Raw genomic sequence first — 20,586 nt, 5'->3', positions numbered from 1 at the left:
GGCCGGGCGGGCTGGCGCCAGCACCACTCCACGAACGCCACCAGCGTGCCGGTGCGGACGGCGGCCGGGGGCAGATCGGCGTCGGTGCAGAACCTGAGCCAGGCGTTCCAGTCGGCGGCGTAGCCGGTGCGGGTGCGCTCGGGGCGCTTGTTCTCGACGTGGGCGGTCGCCTCGTGGTCGAGCCGGACGAGCCGGGCCTCGGTGGCGTCATCGAACCGGGCGGCCGGGCCGACGACCGGCCGGCGGGTCGTGGCGCCCGGCGCGACCGGCAGCACGATGTCCGTCGGGGGCTGCGCGGGGGGCACGGTGGTGCCGGCGGCGGTGTCCTCGGTGCTCACCGTGCTCACCGGGCGGGCCCCTGCGCCCCGGCCGGGTGGTACACACGGGCGATGAGCAGCGCGCTGCGCGCGGCGGTGGGCAGCATCCCCGGCTGTTCGCGGGTGTCCTGGTGGGGTCGCAGGGTGGCGACGTCCCCGGCCGTGCCCCCCGCGCGTTCCAGCAGGGTGGCCTGGGTCCGCAGGAAGTCCGCGACGGCCCGCTCGCCGGGGCTGCCGTCGGCGAGCTGGCCGGCGGCCTCGCGGATCTCGGCGACCTCGCGGCGGACCCGGGCGGCGGCGGCCTCCGCGCGGGCCACCTCCTGCGCGGCGGGCTCCCTCTGGTTGCCGTGCCAGTCGATGATCGGGCGCGGGCTCATGCGGTGTCCTTCCGGGTGCGGGTGGCCCACTCGGGGCGGTCGGCGCCGTACGGCGGGTTCGTGGCGACGCCCCAGGCGGCCAGGTCACGTCCGCTCCACAGGTAGCTGGAGTTGGGCCGGTGCTGGGCACAGGCGACGGCCTCCTGGCGGAACCAGTAGATGTCCTGGAGGGCGTGTGCCTCCCACCCGGTGGAGAAGCCGCCGCCGGCCCGCCGGTAGCGCCGGACCCGGCCGCGCACGGCGCCGTCCCGCTCGACCAGCCAGCAGTGCCGCTCGGCGTCACCGGCGCGCTGGGTGAGCGTCCAGCCCTCGCCCAGCTTCGCGGACAGGTCGACGGTCTTGACGCGGGGGCGGGCGTGGTCGGCGGCCAGGCGGCGCCGTTCGGCGTCGGCGGCCTGCTCGCGCCGGCCGGCGCAGGCCGGGCAGGTTAGCCGGTCGCCGCCGACGGTGTCGGCCGGGCCGCGGTTGACCCTTGGGGTGCCGGGGATGACCTCCCACCCCTCGGCGGCCAGGCGGCGGCGCAGCGCGCCGTCCAGCAGCCGGGCGGGGACGAGCAGGTCGCGGCCGGCGTCGTCGGTGACCGCGGTGCCGCACTGGCCGCACTGCGGGATGAGCACCATCCGGAATGAGTGCATGGTCCCCCTCTGGTCCGATGGCCCGTCAGGCCCCTTTTTCCGTAGCAGGAATTGTGGCATCTGGATCCCCGATATGTGAGCTTATCTAGGATCCATAACCGTCAGGCACAGCCTGACAGACATGCACGTCAGGCAGTACCTGACACCGCCTTGTGTCAGCCATTGCCTGACAGTGACCGTCCATCAAGCAAAGCCTGACACGCGCACTCTGTCAGGGTATAGCTGACATGAAGCCGCTGTCAGGCCTACCCTGACACCATGACAGACACCGCGCCCACCACCGGGCTCCGCCGCCTCTCCCCCCGGGACGAGTCCCGCGTCCGGCTCGCCCGTCATCTCTGGATGCTGGCAAACGACGCCTTCGGACTCCTGCCGGTCGACCCCGACACCCCGCCGGGCGACCTGCTGCGCGCCGCCCTCGCCCTGCAACGGGACACGGAGGCCCTGGTGACCGACGCCGTGATCGCCGAGCGCGAGCGCGGCACCACCTGGGAACAGCTCGCCCAGGCCGCGGAGGTGACCCGGCAGGCCGCCCACGAGCGCTGGGCCACGCGCGTCAGCATCTGGTCAGAGCAGGGACGCGTCTGCTCCAGCAAGGAGTCCGCCCTGGACATCGCGGCCTTCCTCGACGAGCAGTACAGCCGGTACGCCGTCGAGGAAGCCCCTGCCGCCGTCTCCGGCGGCCTGGACGCCGTCCGCTTCCCCGACGCGCCCGACGAGCGACAGCGCGACCGGACGCAGACGCTCCACGAGCGCCGCGCGGACCTGGCACGCGCGCTCCAGCACTGGCAGGAGACCTACACCACGCCCGACGAGTCGACCGGCCGCGAGGACTGGCTGGTGCTCGCGGCCAACCGCAGCGCGGCTGCCCGCACCTACGACGACCTGGCCCGGGTCCACGACGAGCTGGTCACCGCCGAACCGGCCCTAGCCGACGAGCACCGCACCGAAGCGGAGACGTACCGCGCCCGGGCGGCCGATGCCCGCTCGTACGCCGACCTGGCCTTGAAGGGGGCTCAAAAGGCCGAGAGCACACAGTGACGAAGGGGTCGTACGGTCGGCCACGTGCACGTGGCCGACCGTACGGCGGGGAGGGGAGGCCACGGCGTGGCAGAGTTGAGCAGCTACGGGCACTGGGCGGAGCAAACGCGGACCGGGCGGCGGGCCGGTCCTGTGTCCCCCGCCGGGTCCGGCTCGCAGCCGCTGTGATGCGACGGCCGGCGCACCGGCCGCTGGTGGCGGATCCGACACCGCGGCGTCAGGGGCCCGCGATCAGCCAGAGGACCAGGACGGCGTCCAGTTCCCGGTCGTGCCGGTAGACCACAGTGATGCCGCGACCGCTGGTTGTCTCCGGCAGCAGCTCGACGGCGTAGGACTCGCTGTGCGGGTCGGCGTCCGGCAGGCCGCGGGCGCGGCCCGGGGTGGGGTCTTCCTCCAGTGCGCGGCGGACGGACTCGACGGCGGCCTGCTCGGACCGGGACAGCTCGGCGAGGATCTTCTCGGCGGCATCGCCGAAGAACGCGTGGGTCACCGGGCGGTCCCGTTTTTCTCGGCCATCATCTTCCGACCCAGTTCGAACGCCACGTCCCGGGTGGGACGCATCAGCTCCGCCATCCCCTCCTGAGTGCAGCGCAGCATCACCCGGTGCCGGTACGCCTGGATGAGCGTGCGCACGCCCGTGAGGTCATCGAGGGCAAGCGCGTCCAGCTCCCTCTCGAAACTCTCGCGGTCGCCGGGGAACCCCCAGACACTGAGCGCGGAGCGCAGCTCGGCGAGCGTACGCATCAGCGGAACAGGACCGGGCCGGGCGGCCTGGTGGTCGGGCTGTGCGGTCACGGTGACCTCCTCGTCGCTGTGCTGTCGACGCTACTCGCCTACCGCCCGGCCGTGGTACGGCCCTGGGGGATCCGGCACTGTCGGGGGGATCGCCCGGCGCTACATCCCCCATGACTCCAGCCGACGAGGATTACGCTCAATTCCCCCGCCACGCAGCAGATCCGGACATTGAGGGCTGGTTTCCGGCCGCGCACTGTAAAGCAGCTTGCCATGTAAAGCCGTTTTACATGACTGTCGTTGGGTGAGCACGACACGAGATGAAGCGATGGCCGCGCTGCGGGAGTGGTCCCGCCCCGGACGCCGAGCCGACTTGCTCGTTGCCGCGTGGCAGGCGGGCGAGACGAACGTCTCCGCGCTCGCCGAGGCCGCGCGCGTCAGCCGGCCGACCGTGTACGCGGATCTGCGATCTAGGGCCATCGATCCTGACCACCGACCGAAGGGCAACAACGTGATCACCCTTTCCCCGCTCGACATCGAGGGCTTCACCGGCGTGGGCGAGCGGCTCGACGCCGAGTTCGACGCCGCGCTGCGCCGCTGGGCGGCCGAACACCCCACCGCCACCCACGAGGAGGGCAAGGCCGAGGGAATGCGCCTGGCGGCCCTGATGGACACGACGTACCGCTACGCCGACGTTCGCGACTTGCTGGCGCACGAGCAGGTCGCCCGCGCCGAGCGCGACCGTCTGCTGCACCAGGTGGAGCGGCGCTGGGAGGCGCTGAGCACCGCCGCCGCATGGTTGGCCGCCCACCACGCCTACGTCCTCGCGGTCGACGAGGCCCGCATCGCCATCGACATGTGGCGCGAGCGCGCCGAGGCCGCCCTCAAGCGGCCCTTCTTCTGCGACTCGCCCCGGAGCGAGGCCGCCTACCGGCAGATCCAGGAGGCTGGACACCCCGCCCTGGAACCGGCGCTGGCCGACCTCGACCAGACGCCGGCACGGACCGCCGAGCAACTGCGCGCCAACCTCGACCAGGCCCACGAGCGCCGCATGGAGCTGGCCTCCCAGACCCTGCGCCTCGCCCAGCCCGCCCAGTGACCGCACCCGCCGACCCGCACCGGACGAAGGAGTCCACCGTGACCGCGACCACCCAGCAGCAGACCGCCCGCGACCGCCTGCTCGCCGAGATGGAGCGTCTGTTCGCCGACGACGCCGGTCTCGGCGCCCTGGTGCCATACAACGGCCGCCCGGACATGACCGAGGAGGCCAAGGAGATCCAGATGGCGTGGGCCCGCGCCCTGGTCGCCGTTCACGGCCGCGACCGCGCCGCCTCCGTGTACACCAAGTACGCCGGCCGCCGCCAGCGCACCGTGACCGCGACCATCGGTTCCTGGGCCAACCTGGTCCTGGCGACCAAGCCCATCCCCCGCTGGGACCGGGACATCCACGGCTTCCTGTGCTTCTCCTGCGTCGACACCTTCGCCACCGTGGTGGACGCCGACGACGAGCAGCTGTGCAACCGCTGCGCCCGCGAGCACAGCGCCGTGGAGACCACCCGCCCGCTGTGGCACGCCTACAGCCACAGCAAGTTCCAGTTCCCGGGTCTGATGGCGGAGGAGCGCACGACCAGCGAGAGCCAGCTGCTCATCCGGTACCAGGACGGAGAGGAACGCGCCTACGTCACCGGCGAGGCCGCACTGCTCGCCGAGAAGACCAGCCCCCTGCCCGGTTTCACCGTCGTCTCCGGCCAGACCCACGGCGACAGCCGCGACACCATCAACCTGACCGTCGAGACCCGCGCCGAGCGCCAGCGCCGCAGCGTCGAGATCCTCGCCACCTTCGCCTACGACCCCGAGCCCGAGCAGTGGGAAGGCCACGCCTACGGCTTCCGCTTCGTCTCCGCCCGGCTCACCGCCCGGTCCCGGCAGCTGGGGCAGCTGGACCTCGCCGACCCGACCGTCACCGAGCACACCGACCTCTACCGGCTGCTCGACGCCCTGATCACCCACCTGTACGGGAGCCAAGAGTGACCGAGCCGGAGAACGCCATGGCGTACGACGCCGGACCCCACGACGCCGAGGGTTGGAAGCTGCACGACGACGGCACCCGCGTGCACCGCTACAGCTGCACCATCCACGACGGCGAAGGCTGTGACGGACGCTGCGGCCCGGCCCCCGCGGACCAGGCCGACGAGACGCCGCGGCCGGACGTCACCATCGTGTCCATCGGCCGCCTGCACGACGAGGACGAGGGCGAGTGGGTCGATGTCCTGCAGTGCGCCACCATCGCGCTCGACCTGCGCCAGCTCACCGCTCACGACAAGGTCGTCCGCGACACGGTCATGGATACCCCGGGCGTGCGCGAGGTCCTCGCCGCCACCGCGCTGCAGGTCCAGGGCTACCTCGCCGGGCCGACGGCCGCGCCGCTGACCGTGGTGACGCAGTGCGCCGGCGGACGCCACCGCGCAGCTACCACGGCCATGGCCCTGCGCGCCGTGGTCGCCGGAGACGTCGCGGAAGCCGCCGCGTACGGACTGGCCGAGGCAGCCAAGCCGTTCGCCGACCGCGACCTGGTCGTGGACCTGGTCCACCGCGACCTCGACAAGGACGTCGTCGACCGCTGACGCTGCCCGCCACCGGGACCGCCAAGGGCGCCCGCAGCCATTCGAGCTGGCTGCGGGCGCCCACGCATGAGGGTACGTCCTCGCCAGCCCCCTGGTCCCGCTCGCGGACTGGCCGCGAGGACGGCCTGGGCAGCGGCGACCACATGCACGCCACTGTCCAGGCCGAGGCCTCAGCCCAACCCAGCTGACCGACTTGGTGCGAGCCGGCGTCGAGGAGGCCGTCGATCTGCGGGCCCTGGAGCGGGTTCGGGCTCGTTCCGAGCGCGAGCGGCAGCAGCTGGTGCGGAAGGCCGAGCGGCTGGGCTGACCGTCGCAGTCGATGTCACTGGTCGCCGCCCCGGCATCGGAGAGCTTGTCGACGACCGACCACTTTCGTTGGGCCCGGTGGGGGTGGCGGTAGCGGGCCACAGGCCGGGTGGAGACGCCCCGGAGGGCCTGGCGGCCCTCCGGGGTGGTCTGGCGGGCGCCTTCGGCGCGTTCACCGCCAGACCATCCCGCGCGAGCGCGGGACGCCAGGCCGGGCGCCTTCGGCGCGTTCACCGGCCTGGTGTCTGGCCCTGCGCAGCAAGCTGCGCGCACCGGGCCAGCCATCTCCACCCTCTCTGCGGCCCGCTACTGCCACCCCCACCGCCGCCGGTCAACAGTGCTGCGGGTTTTGCGATGAAGCTCAAAACGCTTCCTGAGCTGGGCATTTACATGGACGTGTGAGCTGAACTGCTGTAAAGTTAGTCGTGTCGGAAGGGGCGGCACACCCCGACCGGCACCCAACAACACCGAAGAAGGGAACCCGATGAGGCAGTTGCTGCCGTCGGCACTGGAAGACCAGCGCAGGGACGTCCCCGTGGTCGACTCGCTGGCCGCCAAGGGCTACCCGGGCTACGTGAACGGCACCCAGCGGATGGGGACCGTTCACGACGTCTACGGGTGGACCAAGGTCCACGCCCACATCAACGTCTCGGCCGACGAGGGGTACGCGCTGACCGACAAGAGGTCGCCGCACGCCCTGTACGAACTCATGCTCATGTCGGCCGGGACCACGCCCCGGCCGGGACTGCACGACCACACGCCCCAGTTCGGCACCGCCCTAGGAGTGGTCGCGGCGTCCTTCGCCGAGCACTGCCGCGCCTACGAGCTGAGCCCCGTGGTCTCGTGGAGCTACGACCCGAAGACCCTGGACCGTGAGTCCATCCAGGGTGAGAAGCGGTTCCACGCCCACTTCGTGGGGCGCACCCAGAAGGAGCGCGCAGAGGTCACGGCGAGGGCCACGCGGGCGGGACGGCTCTCCATACTCCGGTCCCGTCGGATCGTGGAAGAGGCGTCCGTGCTGGGCGCCCTGGTGAGCGCGGACATCGTGGACCGTGACGCCCTGCGGGTGCTCCAGCCCGTTCCGGCGCTCTCCACCCCCACGGCCACCGCCACGGCGCAGTTCCTCCTGCCGCAGGGGTGGGAAAGCCTCACAAGCCCGGACTTCCACGCCGATATCGTCTACATCCACCGCAAGCTGCGGATGCTGTACGACGAGATCCTGCGTGCCTGCGTCACCGGCGAGTCCGGGGTGTGGCAGCGGCCCGCCGTCCGGGAGTTCGACCCCGAGGAGATCGACGTACCGCTGCGTGCCACGACTCGCGCGGCGCTCGCCCACTACCTCCGGGCGCTGCGCCCCGAGGTCCTGGACAGCGCGCCGCTCGCCCGCTCCCGGGCCACGCACCTCTACCCGCTGGCCGATCTGGCCTACGCGGTCACCATCACCGAGCAGGAAGGGCGGTTGTACCTGCACCTTCGCACCAACGTGTTCTCCGACCTCGGAGGCGCGGGCATCAGCATCATCGACGGAGTCATCGTGAAGACGAAGAAGGGGGTGGGGGACATGCGCGTGGACGAGATCGCAGCCCGGAGCGCGTTCCAGGCGGACTACCTCCGCAGGCTCCACCTCCACCCGCTGGCCGCGCGGGCCCTGTTCCCCCGGCTGTAGCACCCGGCGGTGTGCCGGACCCGGCAACGGGCCCGGCACACCCCGTCACCGAACCCTCACGGCCCGCCACCGGCGGGCCGTGAGGCGCGGAAAAGGACAGCCGCAAGCGGCTGGGGCCGCCCCCTTGAGCGCCCTTCGGGCGCGGGGCGGACCAGCGGAAACGCCGCCCCTTCAAGTGGCCTTCGGCCACGGGCGGCTTTTTCTGCCCTCCGGGCAGGCGCTGCGCGCTGGGCCCCTTCAAGCGCCCTTCGGGCGCGGGCCCGCCCCTGCGGGGCCAAGGAGCCGCCTTCGGCGGCCGGCCGCGGACGCCCTCCCGGTGTCGAGTCTGAATGCTGTAATGTTTCAGATGACAAGACTGGATGAGGGGTGATGACACCACCGGCCTGCAGGCCCGGTGCCGCCCGGACGCCGCTCCCCGCAAAGGCAAGGAACCCATGCGGAAGATCGCACTCTTCGGACCGCCCGCCACAGGGAAAACCACCCTGGCCAGGTGGCTCTCGGCAGAACTCGGCCACCCCCACACCGACCTCGACGACATCCTCTTCACCCCCGACGGCCCCCTGCCGCTGCCGGAGTTCCGGCGGCAGGCCGGCGAGGTCACACAGGCGGACGCGTGGATCGTCGAAGGGAACTTCTCCAAGCTGGCCGATGTGGTCTGGCACCGCGCCGACGTGCTCGTGTGGCTCGACTTCCCGCTGCCCCTGATCATGTACCGCATCGTGCGCCGCAGCCTCTGCCAGCTCACCGGGCACGACGACAGCCCACAAGCACAGCGGCTGACCTGGAGCAAGGCATTCTTCAACCGCCGGTCACTGCTGCGCACCGCCATCCGCAAGTACCGCAACAACCGGCCCCGCTACGCGCAGCAGGTCTCCGAGACCGCCGCCCTGGGCGTCAAGGTGGTCAGGCTCCGCAGCCCGCACGAAGTCCTCCGCTGGAGGGAGGACGTGCTGAAAGGGCCGGCGGAGAGCCACTCACACGGAGCGACCCGGCACACCACCGGCCCTTAACCAACAACACCGTGCCGGCGAAACGCCGACCCGGGCAGTACCACCAGCCTACAAGGCCCCGTCCCAGCCGTTCGATCGAGGAACACCACGGTGATCCCCCGCAGCCGACCAGTGATCAATGAGGCCGACATCGCCCGGCAGGCCGGCGTGCCCATCGCCACGTGGCGCCGACGCGACGCCCCCGCCTTCCGCCAGCGCGTACCGGGCCTCTTCCCGGGCAGCCGCATCCTGATCTACGACCTCGCCCAAGCTCGCGCCTACCTCGCCGGCACGCCCATTCCCGAACTGCCCGCCGGAGAACACCCCGACGACCTCCTGAACGACGAAGAGGCAGCCGCCGTACTCGGCGTCACGGCCAGCACCGTCCGCGCCTACGCGACCCAGGGCTACATCTCAGCAGGCCAGACCGTCTACAGCGTCCGAGTGTGGCCCCGCCGTGACATCGAGGAGCGCCGGAAGAACCCGCCCGGACAGGGAAAGGGAGGCGGCCGTCGGCCAGGCACCGGAACAGGCCCGCGCAAAGCACACGCCTACGAGGGCGACCCCCGCCTGCACACCGCGACCGCAGCCCTCGCCACTGCCGGCGACACCCCCCGCCATCACATCGCAGCATCCCTCGCCCAGCAGTACGGCGGGTCCACACGCACCTGGGAGCGCCTCCTCGCCCAGGCCAGCCAGACCTCCCCACCCGGCTGATCCGTACGGGAAACGGGACGGGCACACCACATGCTGTGCCCGCCCCTTCCGCTGAGGAGGCGGGGCGCCGGAGGGGACCTCCTCCACTGGCCGGCAGCTGGCTCACTCGGCCGGGGCGGGCAGAGCGAGGGAGTACAGACGGTCTCGGACGCGGCGGGCGAGCAGGGAGTCGGTTCCGTGGATGTCGGTGACGACGGTGAGCAGATCACCAGCGAGCCGGCGCCGCTCGTCCTCATCGGGCATGGCCCGCCACAGGCTGTAGGCGCGGAGGGTGGCCGCCTCGACGTCGGGGTGGGAAGGTCCCTGAACCGTGACGCGCAGCTGGGCAGCGTGCAGGTACCAGGCCAGTCCGGTGGCGTGTTCCCCCATCAGCGCGGCGAGGTAGCCCCGGACTTCTCGAACCTGCACGGTGTGCAGATGGGCTTCGCCGTATTCGGCGGTGACGTCCTGGTCCAGCTGGGCCGCGAGCGTGACCGCATCAGCCATCCGGCCGTGCTGCGCCACCTCGGCGACCTTGACGAGCCGCGCCCGCAGTGTCTCGGCAGCCAGGCCCTGCGGGGCAGTGCCGACGCCGGGGGCCGGGGAGGTCCAGAACTCTGGGGTCACGGTGCCCCAAGGGCGGTAGAGAGGCTCGGACATGGACGTTCTCCCCTGATTTGGCGCGGGCGTCACCAGTTCACCACGCGGCGGACTTCGGTGATGCGGGTCATGTAGTTGGTCGAGTTGCGCCAGCTGCTGTAGGTCACGATGCGGGTCTTCAGCCCGGTGCGCGGAGCTTCGACGATGAGGCCGTTGCCGATGTACATCCCCACGTGCCCCGGGCGGGCATCGGAACCGTCGGAGCCCGCGTTGAACACCAGGTCGCCCGGCTTCGGGTGGTCGATGTCGACCCGGGTTCCGACAGCGACCTGGTCGTAGGTGACCCGGGGGATGTTCACGCCGGCGGCCCGGTACGCCTGCTGCATCAGGGAGGAGCAGTCGCACCAGTGGGCGGGGTCGTGGCCCAGGGCCTTGGTGCAGTCACCGCCGAGGTGATACCAGCCGCCCCGCTGCTTCAGCGCCCAGGCGACCGCGACGCGGACCTGCTGGGGGGTGCCGGCGGGCAGCTCGTACCCGGCAGGAAGTTTTCCATCCTCGCTCGCCGCGGGCGCGGAGAACTGGGCGCTCATCGCCATGATGTTCTGCACGTAGTAGTACGTCTGCCCGTCGGCGAACGAGCGCGGCGGCACCCCGCGGTACTCGTCCACCCTGCCGAAGCCCGCGTTGTAGCCGGCCAGCGCCAGCTCGATCGGGGACCCGTTGTAGTCGGGGTGTTTCCGGGCCTGCTTGAGCAGGGAGCACATGAAGGCGCCTTGGGCCGGGATGGCGTCGGCCGGATCGTACGGGTCCTTGCGGCCGTCCCCGTTGCCGTCCACTGCCCACGTCGGCCAGGTGCCGGGCATGAACTGTGCGATGCCCTGGGCTCCGACCGGGCTGGTCACGGTGGGGTCGAAGCCGGACTCCTGCTTCAGCTGCGCGGCCAGGACCGCCGGCGGCAGCCCCTCGCAGTCGGCCGCCGCCTGCAGAATGAGCGGAGCGTACTGCGGCGGCACGCCGTTCTTCCCGATCCGCAGCCCGCCGAGCGGGCTGCCCACGTTGCTGCTGCTGTCGTCGTCGGCCACCATCGCGATCAGCAGCACCAGGCCCACGCCGAGTGCCACCGGTGTCATGACGAACCCGGCAGCCAGGGCCAGCAGCAGCTTGGCCCCTTTGCCCCTCATCCGGTCCCCCTCCTGAGCTGAATTCAGATTTGCTCCCTCAAATCTGAAATTCGGACTCCGGCCCGGGAACCGGGGTCCGAACGCACGCGTGATGATGTGTGACAGTACGCCATCCCCGCACATCAATGGGACGGGTGAATCTCCCTTGCTGGACACGCACCTTGCGCGTGTAGGGTTCCAGTCGGGGTGTCGGCCACGACAAACGCGCGGGAAATTCACTTGCGCAAACGCTGAATGGAACGTACGGGGGTAATAGTGGGCAAACAGCCTGTTCCCGCTCCGGTACTACCCGTAGGGGCTCGGCTGGTCGTGCCGGTGATGGCTGCGAGCGGTGGCAACGGGCGCAGCACCACAGCGAGTCTGCTGGCCTCCGGACTGGCTTCCAGCGGCTCCACCGTGGTGCTCGACCTGTCCCCGCGCCTGTCGTCCCCGTGGCCGGCGCGGCTCGCCGAGCAGGGCGCGGACGGGCTGGCCGCTCTGCCCCCCGATCAGCCCCTGACCCGCACGGCTGTCCAGCAGGCGTGCGCTACCGCCACCGGGACCAACGGCTCCCAGTGGCACGTCCTTTCGGACGGGCGCGAGTGGCACGCGCAGCCGCTCACGCTCCCCGGACCGCCGGCCGCGTGGTACCAGCTGGCCGCGATCGGCGGCTGGCAGGTGGTCGTCGCCGACACCGTCCACCCTCTCGGCCATGACCTGCTGGCCGCCCGTTGTTCCGGTGAACCGGGACTCACCCGCGGCTGGTACGGCCTTCCGTATGCGGTGCCCGTAGTGTGCGCGGCTGCAACGGCCGACGGTGTCCAGGCCCTGCAGCAGGCCGTCATGGCACTGCACGCGGAAGGAATGCCCCTGCAACGCACGGTCGTCGTACTGGTCGGCACCAGTGACGGGCGCCCGCCGGCCCCGGTGCGGGCCGGGGCGACGATGCTGTCCGCCCGTACTGCGGCCGTGGTGCAGCTGCCGTACGACCCGAACGTCCGCGCTCACGGCCTGATGGCGGCACGGCTGCGTACCCGCACCCGTCAGGCCGCCGCGTACCTCACCCGGGCCGTGCTCGCAGCGGCACACGCCGCATGGGGCGAGCCCCTGCCCGGCGCGCCACAGCCCGCTCCCCTTCAGCCCGTAGTACCCGCCCTTTGACGAGGAATCGGATATGACCCAGTTCCTGACCACCCTGCACACCGTCGCCACGGACCCGCACTGGCACACCCTCGCCGGACCGGTCCCCGGCGTTACCCCGGAGATCCCCGACGACGTCAACAAGCCCGTGCAGACGGTCTTGAACTGGACCGCCGGACTGGGTCTTGCCGGTGCCGTGCTCGGCGGCCTGCTGGGCTGGGCCGCGGTTGCCGTCGGCCACAACACCGAGCGTGCGAGCCTTGCCGCACGGGGCAAGCAGGGCATCCTGTGGTCCCTGTTCGGCGCCGGCGGCATCGGCGTCACCTCGGCGCTGGTCTCAGCCTTCTACACCATGAGCAAGTGAGGTCCGCCGTGGTGAGCGACAGCAAGACCCGCCGGGCCCGGCTCACGCTCGCCGCGCTCGGCATCCTGGTGGTCGGGGCACTGGTCGGCGGAGGCGTCACCGCGGCGACGCTGCTCGGCGGCGACGACAAACCCCCCGCCGGGGCGACGCCGCCGCCGTCGACGTCGTCTGGGTCCTCTCCGTCACAGAGCAGGGACGCGCTGACCGGCCGGACCCCCGAAAGCGCCCGCAGGTTCGTACTGGAAAAGCCCAGCGGCCAGAAGAACGGACTGTCCACCGGGTTCTCGGAGGGGCCCGTCGGCGCCGTCAGCACCGCGGTGTATTTCTGGGAGGAGTTCGCGTTCCTGGACGACCAGAAGGCCCGCCAGCAGCTGGAGGCCATCGTCTCCCCCGACAGCCCCGGCTACGTGGACGAGCAGGTCTCCGGCGTGCGCAAGCTGCGCGAGGGGGTCGGACTGCCTCCATCGGGAGGCGCCCCGGCGGGAATCACCTTCACCACCACGGTGAACGCGGTGCGCGTGACGTCGGTCGGCAGCAAGGTGATCCAGGTCTGGATGAACTACGACCGCTACGCGACGAAAGAGAACGGCGACCTGGACGGCGAGCCGTTCAAGGACCAGGACGTGGGTCTGATCCTCAAGTGGCAGAACGGCGCCTGGCGGATCACCAACGAGGCCAAATACAAGGGTTCCTACCCCGCCGCGTACTTCCCCGACTCGAACGTCAGCTACCGGGCCGGCTGGAGGCAGGTGCAGCATGCGGGCTGACCACCGGCACCCGCTCGCCCGGCTGGTCGTCCTGCTGGCCGCCCTGCTGTGCTGCGTCGGCAGCGGACTGAGCACAGCCCCGGCAGCGGTAGCTGCGGACGCACCGAAGTACCACCTGGACTACGGGCCGAAGGACGGCAAGGTCTGCCCGCCGGACTTCAGCGACGCCTGCGGCGTGGACAAGCAGGGCAACTACTGCGACTACTACGCCATCAACGACGATGTGCTGTGCCGTCCGCCGGAGGTCGGCGAATTCCCGGGCACGCTCGGCGAGTGCGAGGACCCCGACGGGTCGGCGTCGGCGGAGTGCTCCGACAAGGAAGTCCGCGCCGCCGAGAAGAAGAAGCTGGAGAAGTGGCGCAAGCGCGCCGTCGAGGCCGTCCAGCGCGGGGACCTCAGCAGGGAGGCGTACGACAAGTACAACGCCTTCCTGACCAAGTGCGTCGTTGACGACAAGGGCATGTTCAGCGACTGCCAGACGCTGGCGGTCAACAAGTACGGGGACCTCGACGCCGGCCTCACCAAGTGGGTGGGCCGGAAGATCTCCGAGCTGGCGCGGGACGCGCTGGAGGAGGCCGCCCAGTACATCGGCAACGCCGTGGTCTGGCTGCTGAGGCAGTTCGCCGACCTGTTCACCAAGACATCGGTCATCAACCTCGACGCCACCGGTATCAGCGAGCCGCTGGGAATCGCGACCGCCCTGTCCGCCGTGCTCGCCGTCTTCCTGCTGCTGCTGCAGTTCGGGAAGGTCGCGGTCAGCCACCAGGGCGGGCCGGCGGCGACCGCCCTGTCCGGCCTGGCGAAATGGGCCGTGATCAGCTCCGCGTACTGGACAGTGACCACGACAGCGCTGCAGCTGTCCGACTCCCTGTCGAACTGGATCATCAAGTACAGCTTCGACGGCGGCTCGAAGGGCACGCCGTCGGACGCGATGAAGGCCCAGTTCGGCAAGATGTTCAGCGGCCTGATCTTCGGGGGCGGGGGCGCCTCCACGGCCGGCGGCGCGCTGATCACCGGTGACGGGGTGGCCGCCTCTGCGGTCGGCGTGGTCATCGTCATCGGCATCGTGTGCATCCTGGCGATCGGTGCGCTGTGGATCGAGATGATCCTCCGTCAGGCAGGAATCATGATCCTGGTGTCCACCATGCCGATCGTGCTGGTCGGCCAGATGTCGGACGCCACCAAGGACTGGTGGCCCAAAGCGAGGGATGCGCTGCTCGCACTGATCCTGATGAAGCCCATGATCACGTTCTGCTTCGCGATCGGGTTCTTCGCCATCGAGCAGGGCCAGGGCGTGCAGAACATGATCGTAGGCCTGGTGATCTTCCTGATGGCGTGCTTCTGCTGGCCCGCCATCGCGAAGTTCATGACCTTCAGCAGCGTCGGCGCCGGAGCCGCCATGGCGGGCGGACTGATCAGCTCTCTCGGCAACTCCGCCACCGCCATGAACGGGCCCGGCACCGTCGGCGGAGCCGCCTACACCCGTGCCCTGGAGCAGGACAACGCCCAGACCATGACCAGCACCATGCGCCAGAGCAGCACGACGAGCACGCCGGCCACAGGGACCACGGGGGCCACGAGCGGGAAGCCGAAGGGCTTCGGCGGACGGCTCGCCGCCCGCGTGCGCGGCCCGCTCGGTCTCGGTCTGCAGGTCATGGCCGCCGGCGGGGGCCGCCCGCTCGGTCTGGGCCTGCAGGTCATGGCCGCGGGCAAGGACGTGCTGGACTCCGGGATGACCAACACCGCCGCCCACGCGGGACTGAGCGGGCCCGCGCAGGCCAGCCCGCACACGGTGATCCCACCGCGCCGGGCGCCGGCCAAGACGCCCCCGCCGCCCGTCGAGCGAGACGTCCCCCGAGATGCCGCTCCCACCCCGAAGGAGGGATGACCCGTGGCCGACACCTCCACCCCGGTGACCTACGGCGGATGGCAGTCCGAGCGCAGCGGGTTCATGGGACGGCTGTCCGGGACCGGCTTCGCCCTGGTGGTGGGCGGATGCGTGCTTCTGCTCACGCCGCTCAACCTCGCCAGCTGGACCGCTGCGTTCGTGTGCGTGCCGCTGGCCGTGCTGCTGTTCACGCTCGCGTTCGGCCGCGTGCTGGGGCTGAGCGCCGATGAATGGATCCTTCTCGCAGTGAGGCACCAGATCAACGTGGCCACCAGGCGCAACGTGTTCATGTCCGGCGTTTTCGCTCCCCGCTCGTCCAAGACCGGCCAGCAGCCGATGGACCTGCCCGGCGTGCTGGCCCGGCTCCGCTTCGTCGAGGCGCCCGACGGCCTCGGCGGCACCCTGGGCATCTCCCACGATCCGGTCGCCGGCACGTACACGGCCGTCGCCCGCATAACGTTCCCCGGTCTCGCGCTGATCGACAGCGACCGGCAGGCCGCCCGCGTCGCCGCATGGTCCGGCTTCCTGCGCAGCCACTGCACCGAGGACTCACCGATCGTGCGCCTGGCCGTGCATCAGCGGTGCCTGCCCGACGACGGAGCCGCCCTGCGGTCCTGGACCGAGAGGCACCTCGCGCCGGACGCGCCTCAGGAAGCCGTGGCGGCACTGACCGAGCTGATGGAGGGTGCGGGCCCGGCCGCCACGACCAGGGAAACCTACCTGTCCGTCACCCTGTCCGCGTCCAGGGCCCGGCTCGCCGTCAAGGGCGCCGGAGGAGGCCAGGTCGGCGCCGCCGCCGTCCTCGTCCGGGAACTGCACGCCATGCACAGCGCCCTGTCCTCGGCGAGCCTGCAGGTGGTCGAGTGGCTCGCCCCGCGAGCCCTGGCCCAGGTGGTCCGCACCGCCTACGACCCCGAAGCCCAGATGATGCTCGCCACCCGCAACGCCGCCGCGCAGTCCCCGGACTGGCAGGGCCTGCCGTCCGGCGTCGACCCGCAGCTGGCAGGTCCGGCCTATGCCGAGACGGACTGGGGCGTCTACCGCCACGATGGCGCCTGGACCGTCTCCTACCAGGTGCGCACCTGGCCGCAGGCCGACGTGTACGCCACCTTCCTGCAGCCGCTGCTGCGGCCCAGGGAGAACGCCCGCCGCAGCCTGAGCATCCTCTACGAGCCCATCGGCCCGCGCCGGGCCCGCCAGGATCTCGCCCGGGAGAAGGCCCGCCGGCAGTCCGCCCGTCAACTGCGGGCCAAGACCGGGCGGGACGAGTCGGCCGAGGAGCTGATCGAGGCGGAGAAGGCCAGGGCCCAGGACATCGCCCGCGCCACCGGCCAGGGCGTGGTGCGGCTCACCGCCGTCCTCGCCGTCACCGTCACCGACCTGGAGGAACTGGAGACCGCATGCGCGGAACTGCAGGCGGATGCTGCCGCATCCGGCCTGGAGCTGCGCCGCATGTGGGGCGCCCAGGACGTCGGGTTCGCCACTGCCGCCCTGCCGCTCGGCCAGGGCCTGCCGGATCGGAGGATCGGGTTCTGATGGCACTCTTCAGGCGCCGTGACGCCGGCGACACGCTGCTCAAGGAGACCGACTTCGGCGCGGCCACCGGACTGGCCGCGCAGCCCCTCCGCGTGCCGCAGCAGCCCCCGAGCACCCGCGACCAGCGTCGCTCCCGGCTGCTGGAGGACCCCGACACGGCGATGAGGGTCGCCCCGCGGAAGGGCTGGTCCCAGCCGTACGCCGGCCGGGCCGCCTCCGTGCCCCGGGTCGAGGTGATCCGCTCCGACACCGCCAACGCCGGCGGCATCTACCCGTTCCTGCACGCCGCTTCCCTGCCCCCGGTCGGCGCCTACATCGGCCAGAACACCCTCACCACCGAGGCGTTCTCAGCGCACCCGGCCGTATGGGTCAAGGAAGGGCTGTGCACCAATCCCAACGTGATGATCACCGGCATCCCCGGATCAGGTAAGAGCGCCCACATCAAGGCCCTGTGCTTCCGGCTGATGGCGTTCGGCCACCGCACCCTGATCGCCGGGGACGTCAAGGGCGAGTACGCCGCCCTGTGCCGCCACCTCGGAGTCGAGCCCGTCCGGCTCGGCCCCGGCCTGCCCGGCCGCATCAACCCGCTCGACGCCGGACCGCTCGGCCACGGCCTGGAACTGATCAAGGACCGGGGCGAGCTGCAGAACCGGCTCCGCGAGATCCACCGACGACGGCTCACCCTGCTCAAGGCCCTGCTGGAGCTGCAGCTGCGACGCACCCTCCTACCGCAGGAGGAAGAAGCACTGGACGTCGCAGTCCGCGAGGTCACCGGTGAACTGCACGGCCAGACCCAGCTGGAGACCCCGACGCTACCCCTGGTCTACGAGAAGCTGCGCGACCCCACCGACGCCATGGCCGAGGAACTCCGGGTCCGCGACCGCGAGGTCCAGCGAGCCCGCGAACAGATGGAGTCCATCCGCTCCGCCCTCGGCGGCATGGTCCACGGCCACATCACCGGCCTGTTCGACGACCAGACCAGCATCGGACTGGACTGGGACGCCCCCATCCAGAGCGTCGACATCTCCGCGCTCGAACAGTACGGCGATGAGACAGTCGCCATGGTCCTCACCTGCGTCTCATCCTGGGCCCAGGCCGCCATCGACCGGCCCGGCAGCCGGCCATGGATCGTCGTACGGGATGAGCTGTGGAGGCAGATGCGCTCCGGCGGAGCCTCCCAGGTCAAAAAGATCGACGCCGACCTCCGACTGTCCCGCGCAACCGGCACCATCCAGGTGCTGGCCACCCACCGCCTCTCCGACTTCGAAGGGGTCGGGGCAGCCGGCTCCGAGGCCGTCAACATCGCCAAGGACCTGATCAGCAGCTGCGAAACCCGCATCCAGCTCGCCCAGGACACCCGCCCCCTGCAGATCACCCGCGAGGCGATCGGACTCACCGACGCCGAATGCGACCTCATCAGCAGCTGGGGCGCCGGACAGCGCGGAAGAGCCCTGTGGAAGGTCGGCCGGGGCGGCGGCTCACACGCCGTACAGCTGATCCTGTCCCACATCGAGGAGCAGCTGTTCGAGACCGACGAGAAGATGGCCATCTAGGTTCTTTGAACCGCTGGTGCCCCATTCCCCCTGTGGGCGCCGATCACCCCCGGCGGGCATCCCTCCTCGCCGGACGGGGTGATCGGCGCCCACAGCGCTGTACAGCGTCTCCGCTAAGGCGTGGCGGGCAGTGCTTCCAGCGCGAGATCCCAGGGGTAGGCGTGCACGTTGCCGTGCTTGGGCTGGTGCGGTACGAAGCCGTCGGGTTCGTGCTGGTCCTGGAGCAGGAGGCGCACGCCGGCGCCGCGCAGGGTCGTCACGGCGCGGGTGAGGGCGGGGTGTTGGGCCTGCGCGGCGTTGATGTACGGCAGGGCTACTACGGGGACGGGCAGGCCGAGGGCCTCGGTCAGCAGGCCGAGGGCGAGCGTGTCGGCGTGCCCGTCGGCCCATTTGGTGAGGGTATTCAGGGTGGCCGGCGCGGACAGGATCGCGTCGGGGGCCGGGAGGACGTCGGCTTCCGAGGGCAGTTTGTACTGGTGGCGGACGGGGTGGCCGGTGAGGGCGCACAGCTCTTCCAGCTCCCCCTGGGCGTCTTCGACCGCCCAACGGTGCGCGGACGGGGTGAGGACGAGGCAGACGTCCCAGCCGCGGGCCTGCGCGGCGCGGATGCCGACGGGGACGTGCCGGGCGGGCGGAGCGGCGCTGGAGATCAGATACAGGGTGCGTGTCACTCGGGCAGTCCACAGCGCCCGGCGAGCGCGCGCAACCGCCCCTCAGCGCTCCCGGCCCCCAAGAGGCTCAGATCCTGGACGAGTTGGTGGGTGCGGGGCCGCCGCAGCACCTCGTCCTTCGCTTCGGTCTCGGCGGCCAGCAGCGCGTCTACGGCCGTCTCGCGCTGCCCGGCGAGCATGTGGGCGTGCGCGAGGTCGACCAGGCGGTGCGCGCGCCGCTCGCGCGGCAGGCTGCTCACGTCGGCGGGGGACATCTCCAGCGCCACGCTCACGCCCTCGGCGCCCTGGGCGAGCTGCACGTGGGTGGCCAGGCGGTACAGCGCGATGTTCGCCCTGCCGAAGGCCGACCACAGCCGGTTGTGGCCGGCGTCGCCGAGTTGCTCGGCGTAGTCGTCGGCCTGGTCGAGCAGGTCCGGGACGGCTCGGGCAGCGGCGGCTGCCCGGCGGCTGTCGCGCTGGTCGGCGGCGGTGGCCTGCGCCATCGCCGCTTTCAGGTAGAGGGCCCCGAGGGTGCTCAGCCCCTCGGGGCCGGCGCTAAGCAGGTCGGGGGTCAGGCGGGCGGCGGCGGCCACGGCGAACTCGGCGGCAGCCACGGGCTGTCCGTGGTGGGTCATGGCGTCCGCGAGGTGCCGCGCGGCCGTCGCCATGATGACCGGCGCGCCGGACCGCTCGGCGGCGATCACCGCGCGGTGCCCGGCGAGATGGGCCAGGTCCCCCGAGCCGCCCTTGATGGCGGTCGCCTCGGTCAGGCACAGCACCATGGACAAGGCGCGGTAGGCGGCCAGCTGGTCGTCGCCGGTGTGCCGGGCGGCGGCCCGGTTCGCCTCGATGAGCAGATCGGGGACCAGGCGGGCGAGACCGGCGATCGCACCGGCCTGGAAGGCGTCCCAGCCGTGCGCGACGCGGCGGCGCAGGGTGTCGACGTCCAGCGGGCCGGCGCCGTCGTCGTCGGAGCAGCCGGTGACCACGTCGTGCCGCAGGAGCACCGACCGGATCGCCTCCAGCTCCACCGAGTCCACCGCGGCCGTCTCCGGATCGTCCGCTAGCAGCCGCTCCAGCGGGATCCGCAGCACGCGGGCGGAGTCGGTCAGCACCGACAGCCGCGGATCCGCCTGCCGCTCCCCGGCCTCCAGCATCTGCACCCACCGCGTGGTCCGGCCGCCCATCAAGGCGCCGAAATCCGACTGCGTCAGACGCCGTTGCTGCCGCCAGTAGGCGATCCGCCGGCCAATGACACGAGCGTCCATCTGCTCTCTCCGGGGGCTCCACGGTCCGGACGAAGTGGACGAACGAACTGTTCGTCCACCGCCCGTTGTACTCGCCTTACGGTCCGTGCATGGCCACTTCTGAGCACATCACCCGTGAGGAGACGACCGCGACCGCCGTACGCCCCGACCCCTGCTCCGCGGTGCTGTACGTCTGCGCGGCCCGAGGCGTCCACGACCCCACCCTGTCGGCGGACCGAGCCGAGACCGAAGGCCGCGCGTACGCGGCGATGCGCGGCCTGCGCATCGCCGAGGTCAT

Annotated in this window: 21 protein-coding genes and 2 pseudogenes; 14 read left to right on the top strand and 9 right to left on the bottom strand. The window is 71.4% G+C overall.

Annotated elements, in window-relative coordinates:
• The 3 genes and pseudogenes from CCN44_RS44365 to CCN44_RS11110 all read right to left on the bottom strand — a co-directional run.
• A pseudogene (locus CCN44_RS44365) lies at window positions 1-347 on the bottom strand (hypothetical protein); the annotation flags it as partial.
• Complete coding sequence (locus tag CCN44_RS44360) at window positions 344-694, bottom strand: hypothetical protein (protein ID WP_086697524.1); 351 nt, start codon at window positions 692-694, stop codon at window positions 344-346. The gene CCN44_RS44360 and the pseudogene CCN44_RS44365, both read right to left, overlap by 4 nt.
• Window positions 691-1,329, bottom strand: coding sequence for a hypothetical protein (locus CCN44_RS11110; protein WP_143649693.1), 639 nt, complete (start codon window positions 1,327-1,329; stop codon window positions 691-693). The genes CCN44_RS44360 and CCN44_RS11110 overlap by 4 nt, the downstream gene beginning before the upstream one ends.
• A gap of 258 nt (window positions 1,330-1,587) precedes the next feature.
• Between CCN44_RS11110 and CCN44_RS45565 the strand changes: the two genes are divergently transcribed.
• Entirely contained in the window at window positions 1,588-2,370 is a 783-nt protein-coding gene (locus CCN44_RS45565) for a hypothetical protein (protein WP_086697522.1), read from the top strand.
• Between the two features lie 217 nt (window positions 2,371-2,587).
• Here the strand turns inward: CCN44_RS45565 and CCN44_RS11100 are convergent, their stop codons facing one another.
• Both CCN44_RS11100 and CCN44_RS11095 read right to left on the bottom strand, forming a co-directional pair.
• A complete protein-coding gene (locus CCN44_RS11100; RefSeq protein WP_086697521.1) occupies window positions 2,588-2,860 on the bottom strand; it encodes a hypothetical protein in 273 nt (90 codons plus the stop codon).
• Window positions 2,857-3,165, bottom strand: coding sequence for a hypothetical protein (locus CCN44_RS11095; RefSeq protein WP_086697520.1), 309 nt, complete (start codon window positions 3,163-3,165; stop codon window positions 2,857-2,859). Before CCN44_RS11095 ends, CCN44_RS11100 begins: the two co-directional genes overlap by 4 nt.
• Window positions 3,166-3,406: 241 nt before the next feature.
• Here CCN44_RS11095 and CCN44_RS11090 point away from each other — a divergent pair, with 241 nt between their 5' ends.
• The 6 genes from CCN44_RS11090 (at window position 3,407) to CCN44_RS11065 (ending at window position 9,404) form a co-directional block, all read left to right on the top strand.
• A complete protein-coding gene (locus tag CCN44_RS11090; protein WP_237481798.1) occupies window positions 3,407-4,201 on the top strand; it encodes a hypothetical protein in 795 nt (264 codons plus the stop codon).
• 38 nt (window positions 4,202-4,239) lie between these two features.
• Window positions 4,240-5,133: a hypothetical protein gene (locus tag CCN44_RS11085; RefSeq protein ID WP_237481800.1), complete on the top strand. Its 894-nt coding sequence runs from the start codon at window positions 4,240-4,242 to the stop codon at window positions 5,131-5,133.
• Window positions 5,130-5,726: a RapZ C-terminal domain-containing protein gene (locus CCN44_RS11080; protein ID WP_086697518.1), complete on the top strand. Its 597-nt coding sequence runs from the start codon at window positions 5,130-5,132 to the stop codon at window positions 5,724-5,726. The genes CCN44_RS11085 and CCN44_RS11080 overlap by 4 nt, the downstream gene beginning before the upstream one ends.
• 790 nt (window positions 5,727-6,516) lie before the next feature.
• Window positions 6,517-7,698 (top strand): hypothetical protein, encoded by a 1,182-nt coding sequence (locus CCN44_RS11075; protein ID WP_237481802.1) that lies wholly within the window; start codon window positions 6,517-6,519, stop codon window positions 7,696-7,698.
• Between the two features lie 434 nt (window positions 7,699-8,132).
• Entirely contained in the window at window positions 8,133-8,708 is a 576-nt protein-coding gene (locus CCN44_RS11070; RefSeq protein WP_086697517.1) for a P-loop NTPase family protein, read from the top strand.
• Between the two features lie 90 nt (window positions 8,709-8,798).
• Complete coding sequence (locus CCN44_RS11065; protein WP_086697516.1) at window positions 8,799-9,404, top strand: helix-turn-helix domain-containing protein; 606 nt, start codon at window positions 8,799-8,801, stop codon at window positions 9,402-9,404.
• A 102-nt stretch (window positions 9,405-9,506) separates the two neighbouring features.
• Here the strand turns inward: CCN44_RS11065 and CCN44_RS11060 are convergent, their stop codons facing one another.
• Window positions 9,507-10,043: a hypothetical protein gene (locus tag CCN44_RS11060; RefSeq protein WP_086697515.1), complete on the bottom strand. Its 537-nt coding sequence runs from the start codon at window positions 10,041-10,043 to the stop codon at window positions 9,507-9,509.
• Between the two features lie 29 nt (window positions 10,044-10,072).
• Complete coding sequence (locus tag CCN44_RS11055) at window positions 10,073-11,164, bottom strand: C40 family peptidase (RefSeq protein WP_086697514.1); 1,092 nt, start codon at window positions 11,162-11,164, stop codon at window positions 10,073-10,075.
• A gap of 318 nt (window positions 11,165-11,482) precedes the next feature.
• Between CCN44_RS11055 and CCN44_RS11050 the strand changes: the two genes are divergently transcribed.
• The 6 genes from CCN44_RS11050 to CCN44_RS11025 are packed head-to-tail and all read left to right on the top strand — an operon-like array spanning window position 11,483 to window position 18,391.
• Entirely contained in the window at window positions 11,483-12,304 is an 822-nt protein-coding gene (locus tag CCN44_RS11050; RefSeq protein ID WP_237481803.1) for a hypothetical protein, read from the top strand.
• Window positions 12,305-12,317: 13 nt separating this feature from the next.
• The gene (locus CCN44_RS11045; RefSeq protein WP_086697512.1) at window positions 12,318-12,647 is read left to right on the top strand and encodes a hypothetical protein; all 330 of its coding nucleotides are present in this window, start codon (window positions 12,318-12,320) and stop codon (window positions 12,645-12,647) included.
• An 11-nt stretch (window positions 12,648-12,658) separates the two neighbouring features.
• Window positions 12,659-13,414, top strand: coding sequence for a hypothetical protein (locus CCN44_RS46065; RefSeq protein ID WP_237481805.1), 756 nt, complete (start codon window positions 12,659-12,661; stop codon window positions 13,412-13,414).
• Complete coding sequence (locus CCN44_RS11035) at window positions 13,404-15,302, top strand: hypothetical protein (protein WP_086697511.1); 1,899 nt, start codon at window positions 13,404-13,406, stop codon at window positions 15,300-15,302. Before CCN44_RS46065 ends, CCN44_RS11035 begins: the two co-directional genes overlap by 11 nt.
• Window positions 15,303-15,305: 3 nt before the next feature.
• Window positions 15,306-16,838 carry an SCO6880 family protein gene (locus CCN44_RS11030; protein ID WP_237481807.1) on the top strand — a complete coding sequence of 511 codons (1,533 nt, stop codon included), beginning with the start codon at window positions 15,306-15,308 and terminating at the stop codon, window positions 16,836-16,838.
• Window positions 16,838-18,391: a type VI secretion protein gene (locus tag CCN44_RS11025; RefSeq protein ID WP_086697510.1), complete on the top strand. Its 1,554-nt coding sequence runs from the start codon at window positions 16,838-16,840 to the stop codon at window positions 18,389-18,391. The genes CCN44_RS11030 and CCN44_RS11025 overlap by 1 nt, the downstream gene beginning before the upstream one ends.
• Before the next feature lie 113 nt (window positions 18,392-18,504).
• Here the strand turns inward: CCN44_RS11025 and CCN44_RS11020 are convergent, their stop codons facing one another.
• Both CCN44_RS11020 and CCN44_RS11015 read right to left on the bottom strand, forming a co-directional pair.
• Window positions 18,505-19,062 (bottom strand): flavoprotein, encoded by a 558-nt coding sequence (locus tag CCN44_RS11020; protein ID WP_086697509.1) that lies wholly within the window; start codon window positions 19,060-19,062, stop codon window positions 18,505-18,507.
• Complete coding sequence (locus CCN44_RS11015) at window positions 19,059-20,309, bottom strand: helix-turn-helix domain-containing protein (RefSeq protein WP_086697508.1); 1,251 nt, start codon at window positions 20,307-20,309, stop codon at window positions 19,059-19,061. The genes CCN44_RS11020 and CCN44_RS11015 overlap by 4 nt, the downstream gene beginning before the upstream one ends.
• An 89-nt stretch (window positions 20,310-20,398) precedes the next feature.
• Here CCN44_RS11015 and CCN44_RS11010 point away from each other — a divergent pair.
• Window positions 20,399-20,586 (top strand): annotated as a pseudogene (locus CCN44_RS11010) (hypothetical protein); the annotation flags it as partial.

This window comes from Streptomyces tricolor (genome assembly GCF_002155905.1).
Taxonomy (GTDB): domain Bacteria; phylum Actinomycetota; class Actinomycetes; order Streptomycetales; family Streptomycetaceae; genus Streptomyces; species Streptomyces tricolor.
This window is presented reverse-complemented; position numbering and strand designations above follow the sequence as displayed.

Excerpts from the sequence above, each read along its gene's own strand:
- CCN44_RS44360 (WP_086697524.1), bottom strand. The coding sequence starts at position 694 with ATGAGCCCGCGCCCGATCATCGACTGGCACGGCAACCAGAGGGAGCCC.
- CCN44_RS11110 (WP_143649693.1), bottom strand. The coding sequence starts at position 1,329 with ATGCACTCATTCCGGATGGTGCTCATCCCGCAGTGCGGCCAGTGCGGC.
- CCN44_RS45565 (WP_086697522.1), top strand. The coding sequence starts at position 1,588 with ATGACAGACACCGCGCCCACCACCGGGCTCCGCCGCCTCTCCCCCCGG.
- CCN44_RS11075 (WP_237481802.1), top strand. The coding sequence starts at position 6,517 with ATGAGGCAGTTGCTGCCGTCGGCACTGGAAGACCAGCGCAGGGACGTC.
- CCN44_RS11070 (WP_086697517.1), top strand. The coding sequence starts at position 8,133 with ATGCGGAAGATCGCACTCTTCGGACCGCCCGCCACAGGGAAAACCACC.
- CCN44_RS11060 (WP_086697515.1), bottom strand. The coding sequence starts at position 10,043 with ATGTCCGAGCCTCTCTACCGCCCTTGGGGCACCGTGACCCCAGAGTTC.
- CCN44_RS11055 (WP_086697514.1), bottom strand. The coding sequence starts at position 11,164 with ATGAGGGGCAAAGGGGCCAAGCTGCTGCTGGCCCTGGCTGCCGGGTTC.
- CCN44_RS11050 (WP_237481803.1), top strand. The coding sequence starts at position 11,483 with ATGGCTGCGAGCGGTGGCAACGGGCGCAGCACCACAGCGAGTCTGCTG.
- CCN44_RS11045 (WP_086697512.1), top strand. The coding sequence starts at position 12,318 with ATGACCCAGTTCCTGACCACCCTGCACACCGTCGCCACGGACCCGCAC.
- CCN44_RS11035 (WP_086697511.1), top strand. The coding sequence starts at position 13,404 with ATGCGGGCTGACCACCGGCACCCGCTCGCCCGGCTGGTCGTCCTGCTG.
- CCN44_RS11025 (WP_086697510.1), top strand. The coding sequence starts at position 16,838 with ATGGCACTCTTCAGGCGCCGTGACGCCGGCGACACGCTGCTCAAGGAG.
- CCN44_RS11015 (WP_086697508.1), bottom strand. The coding sequence starts at position 20,309 with ATGGACGCTCGTGTCATTGGCCGGCGGATCGCCTACTGGCGGCAGCAA.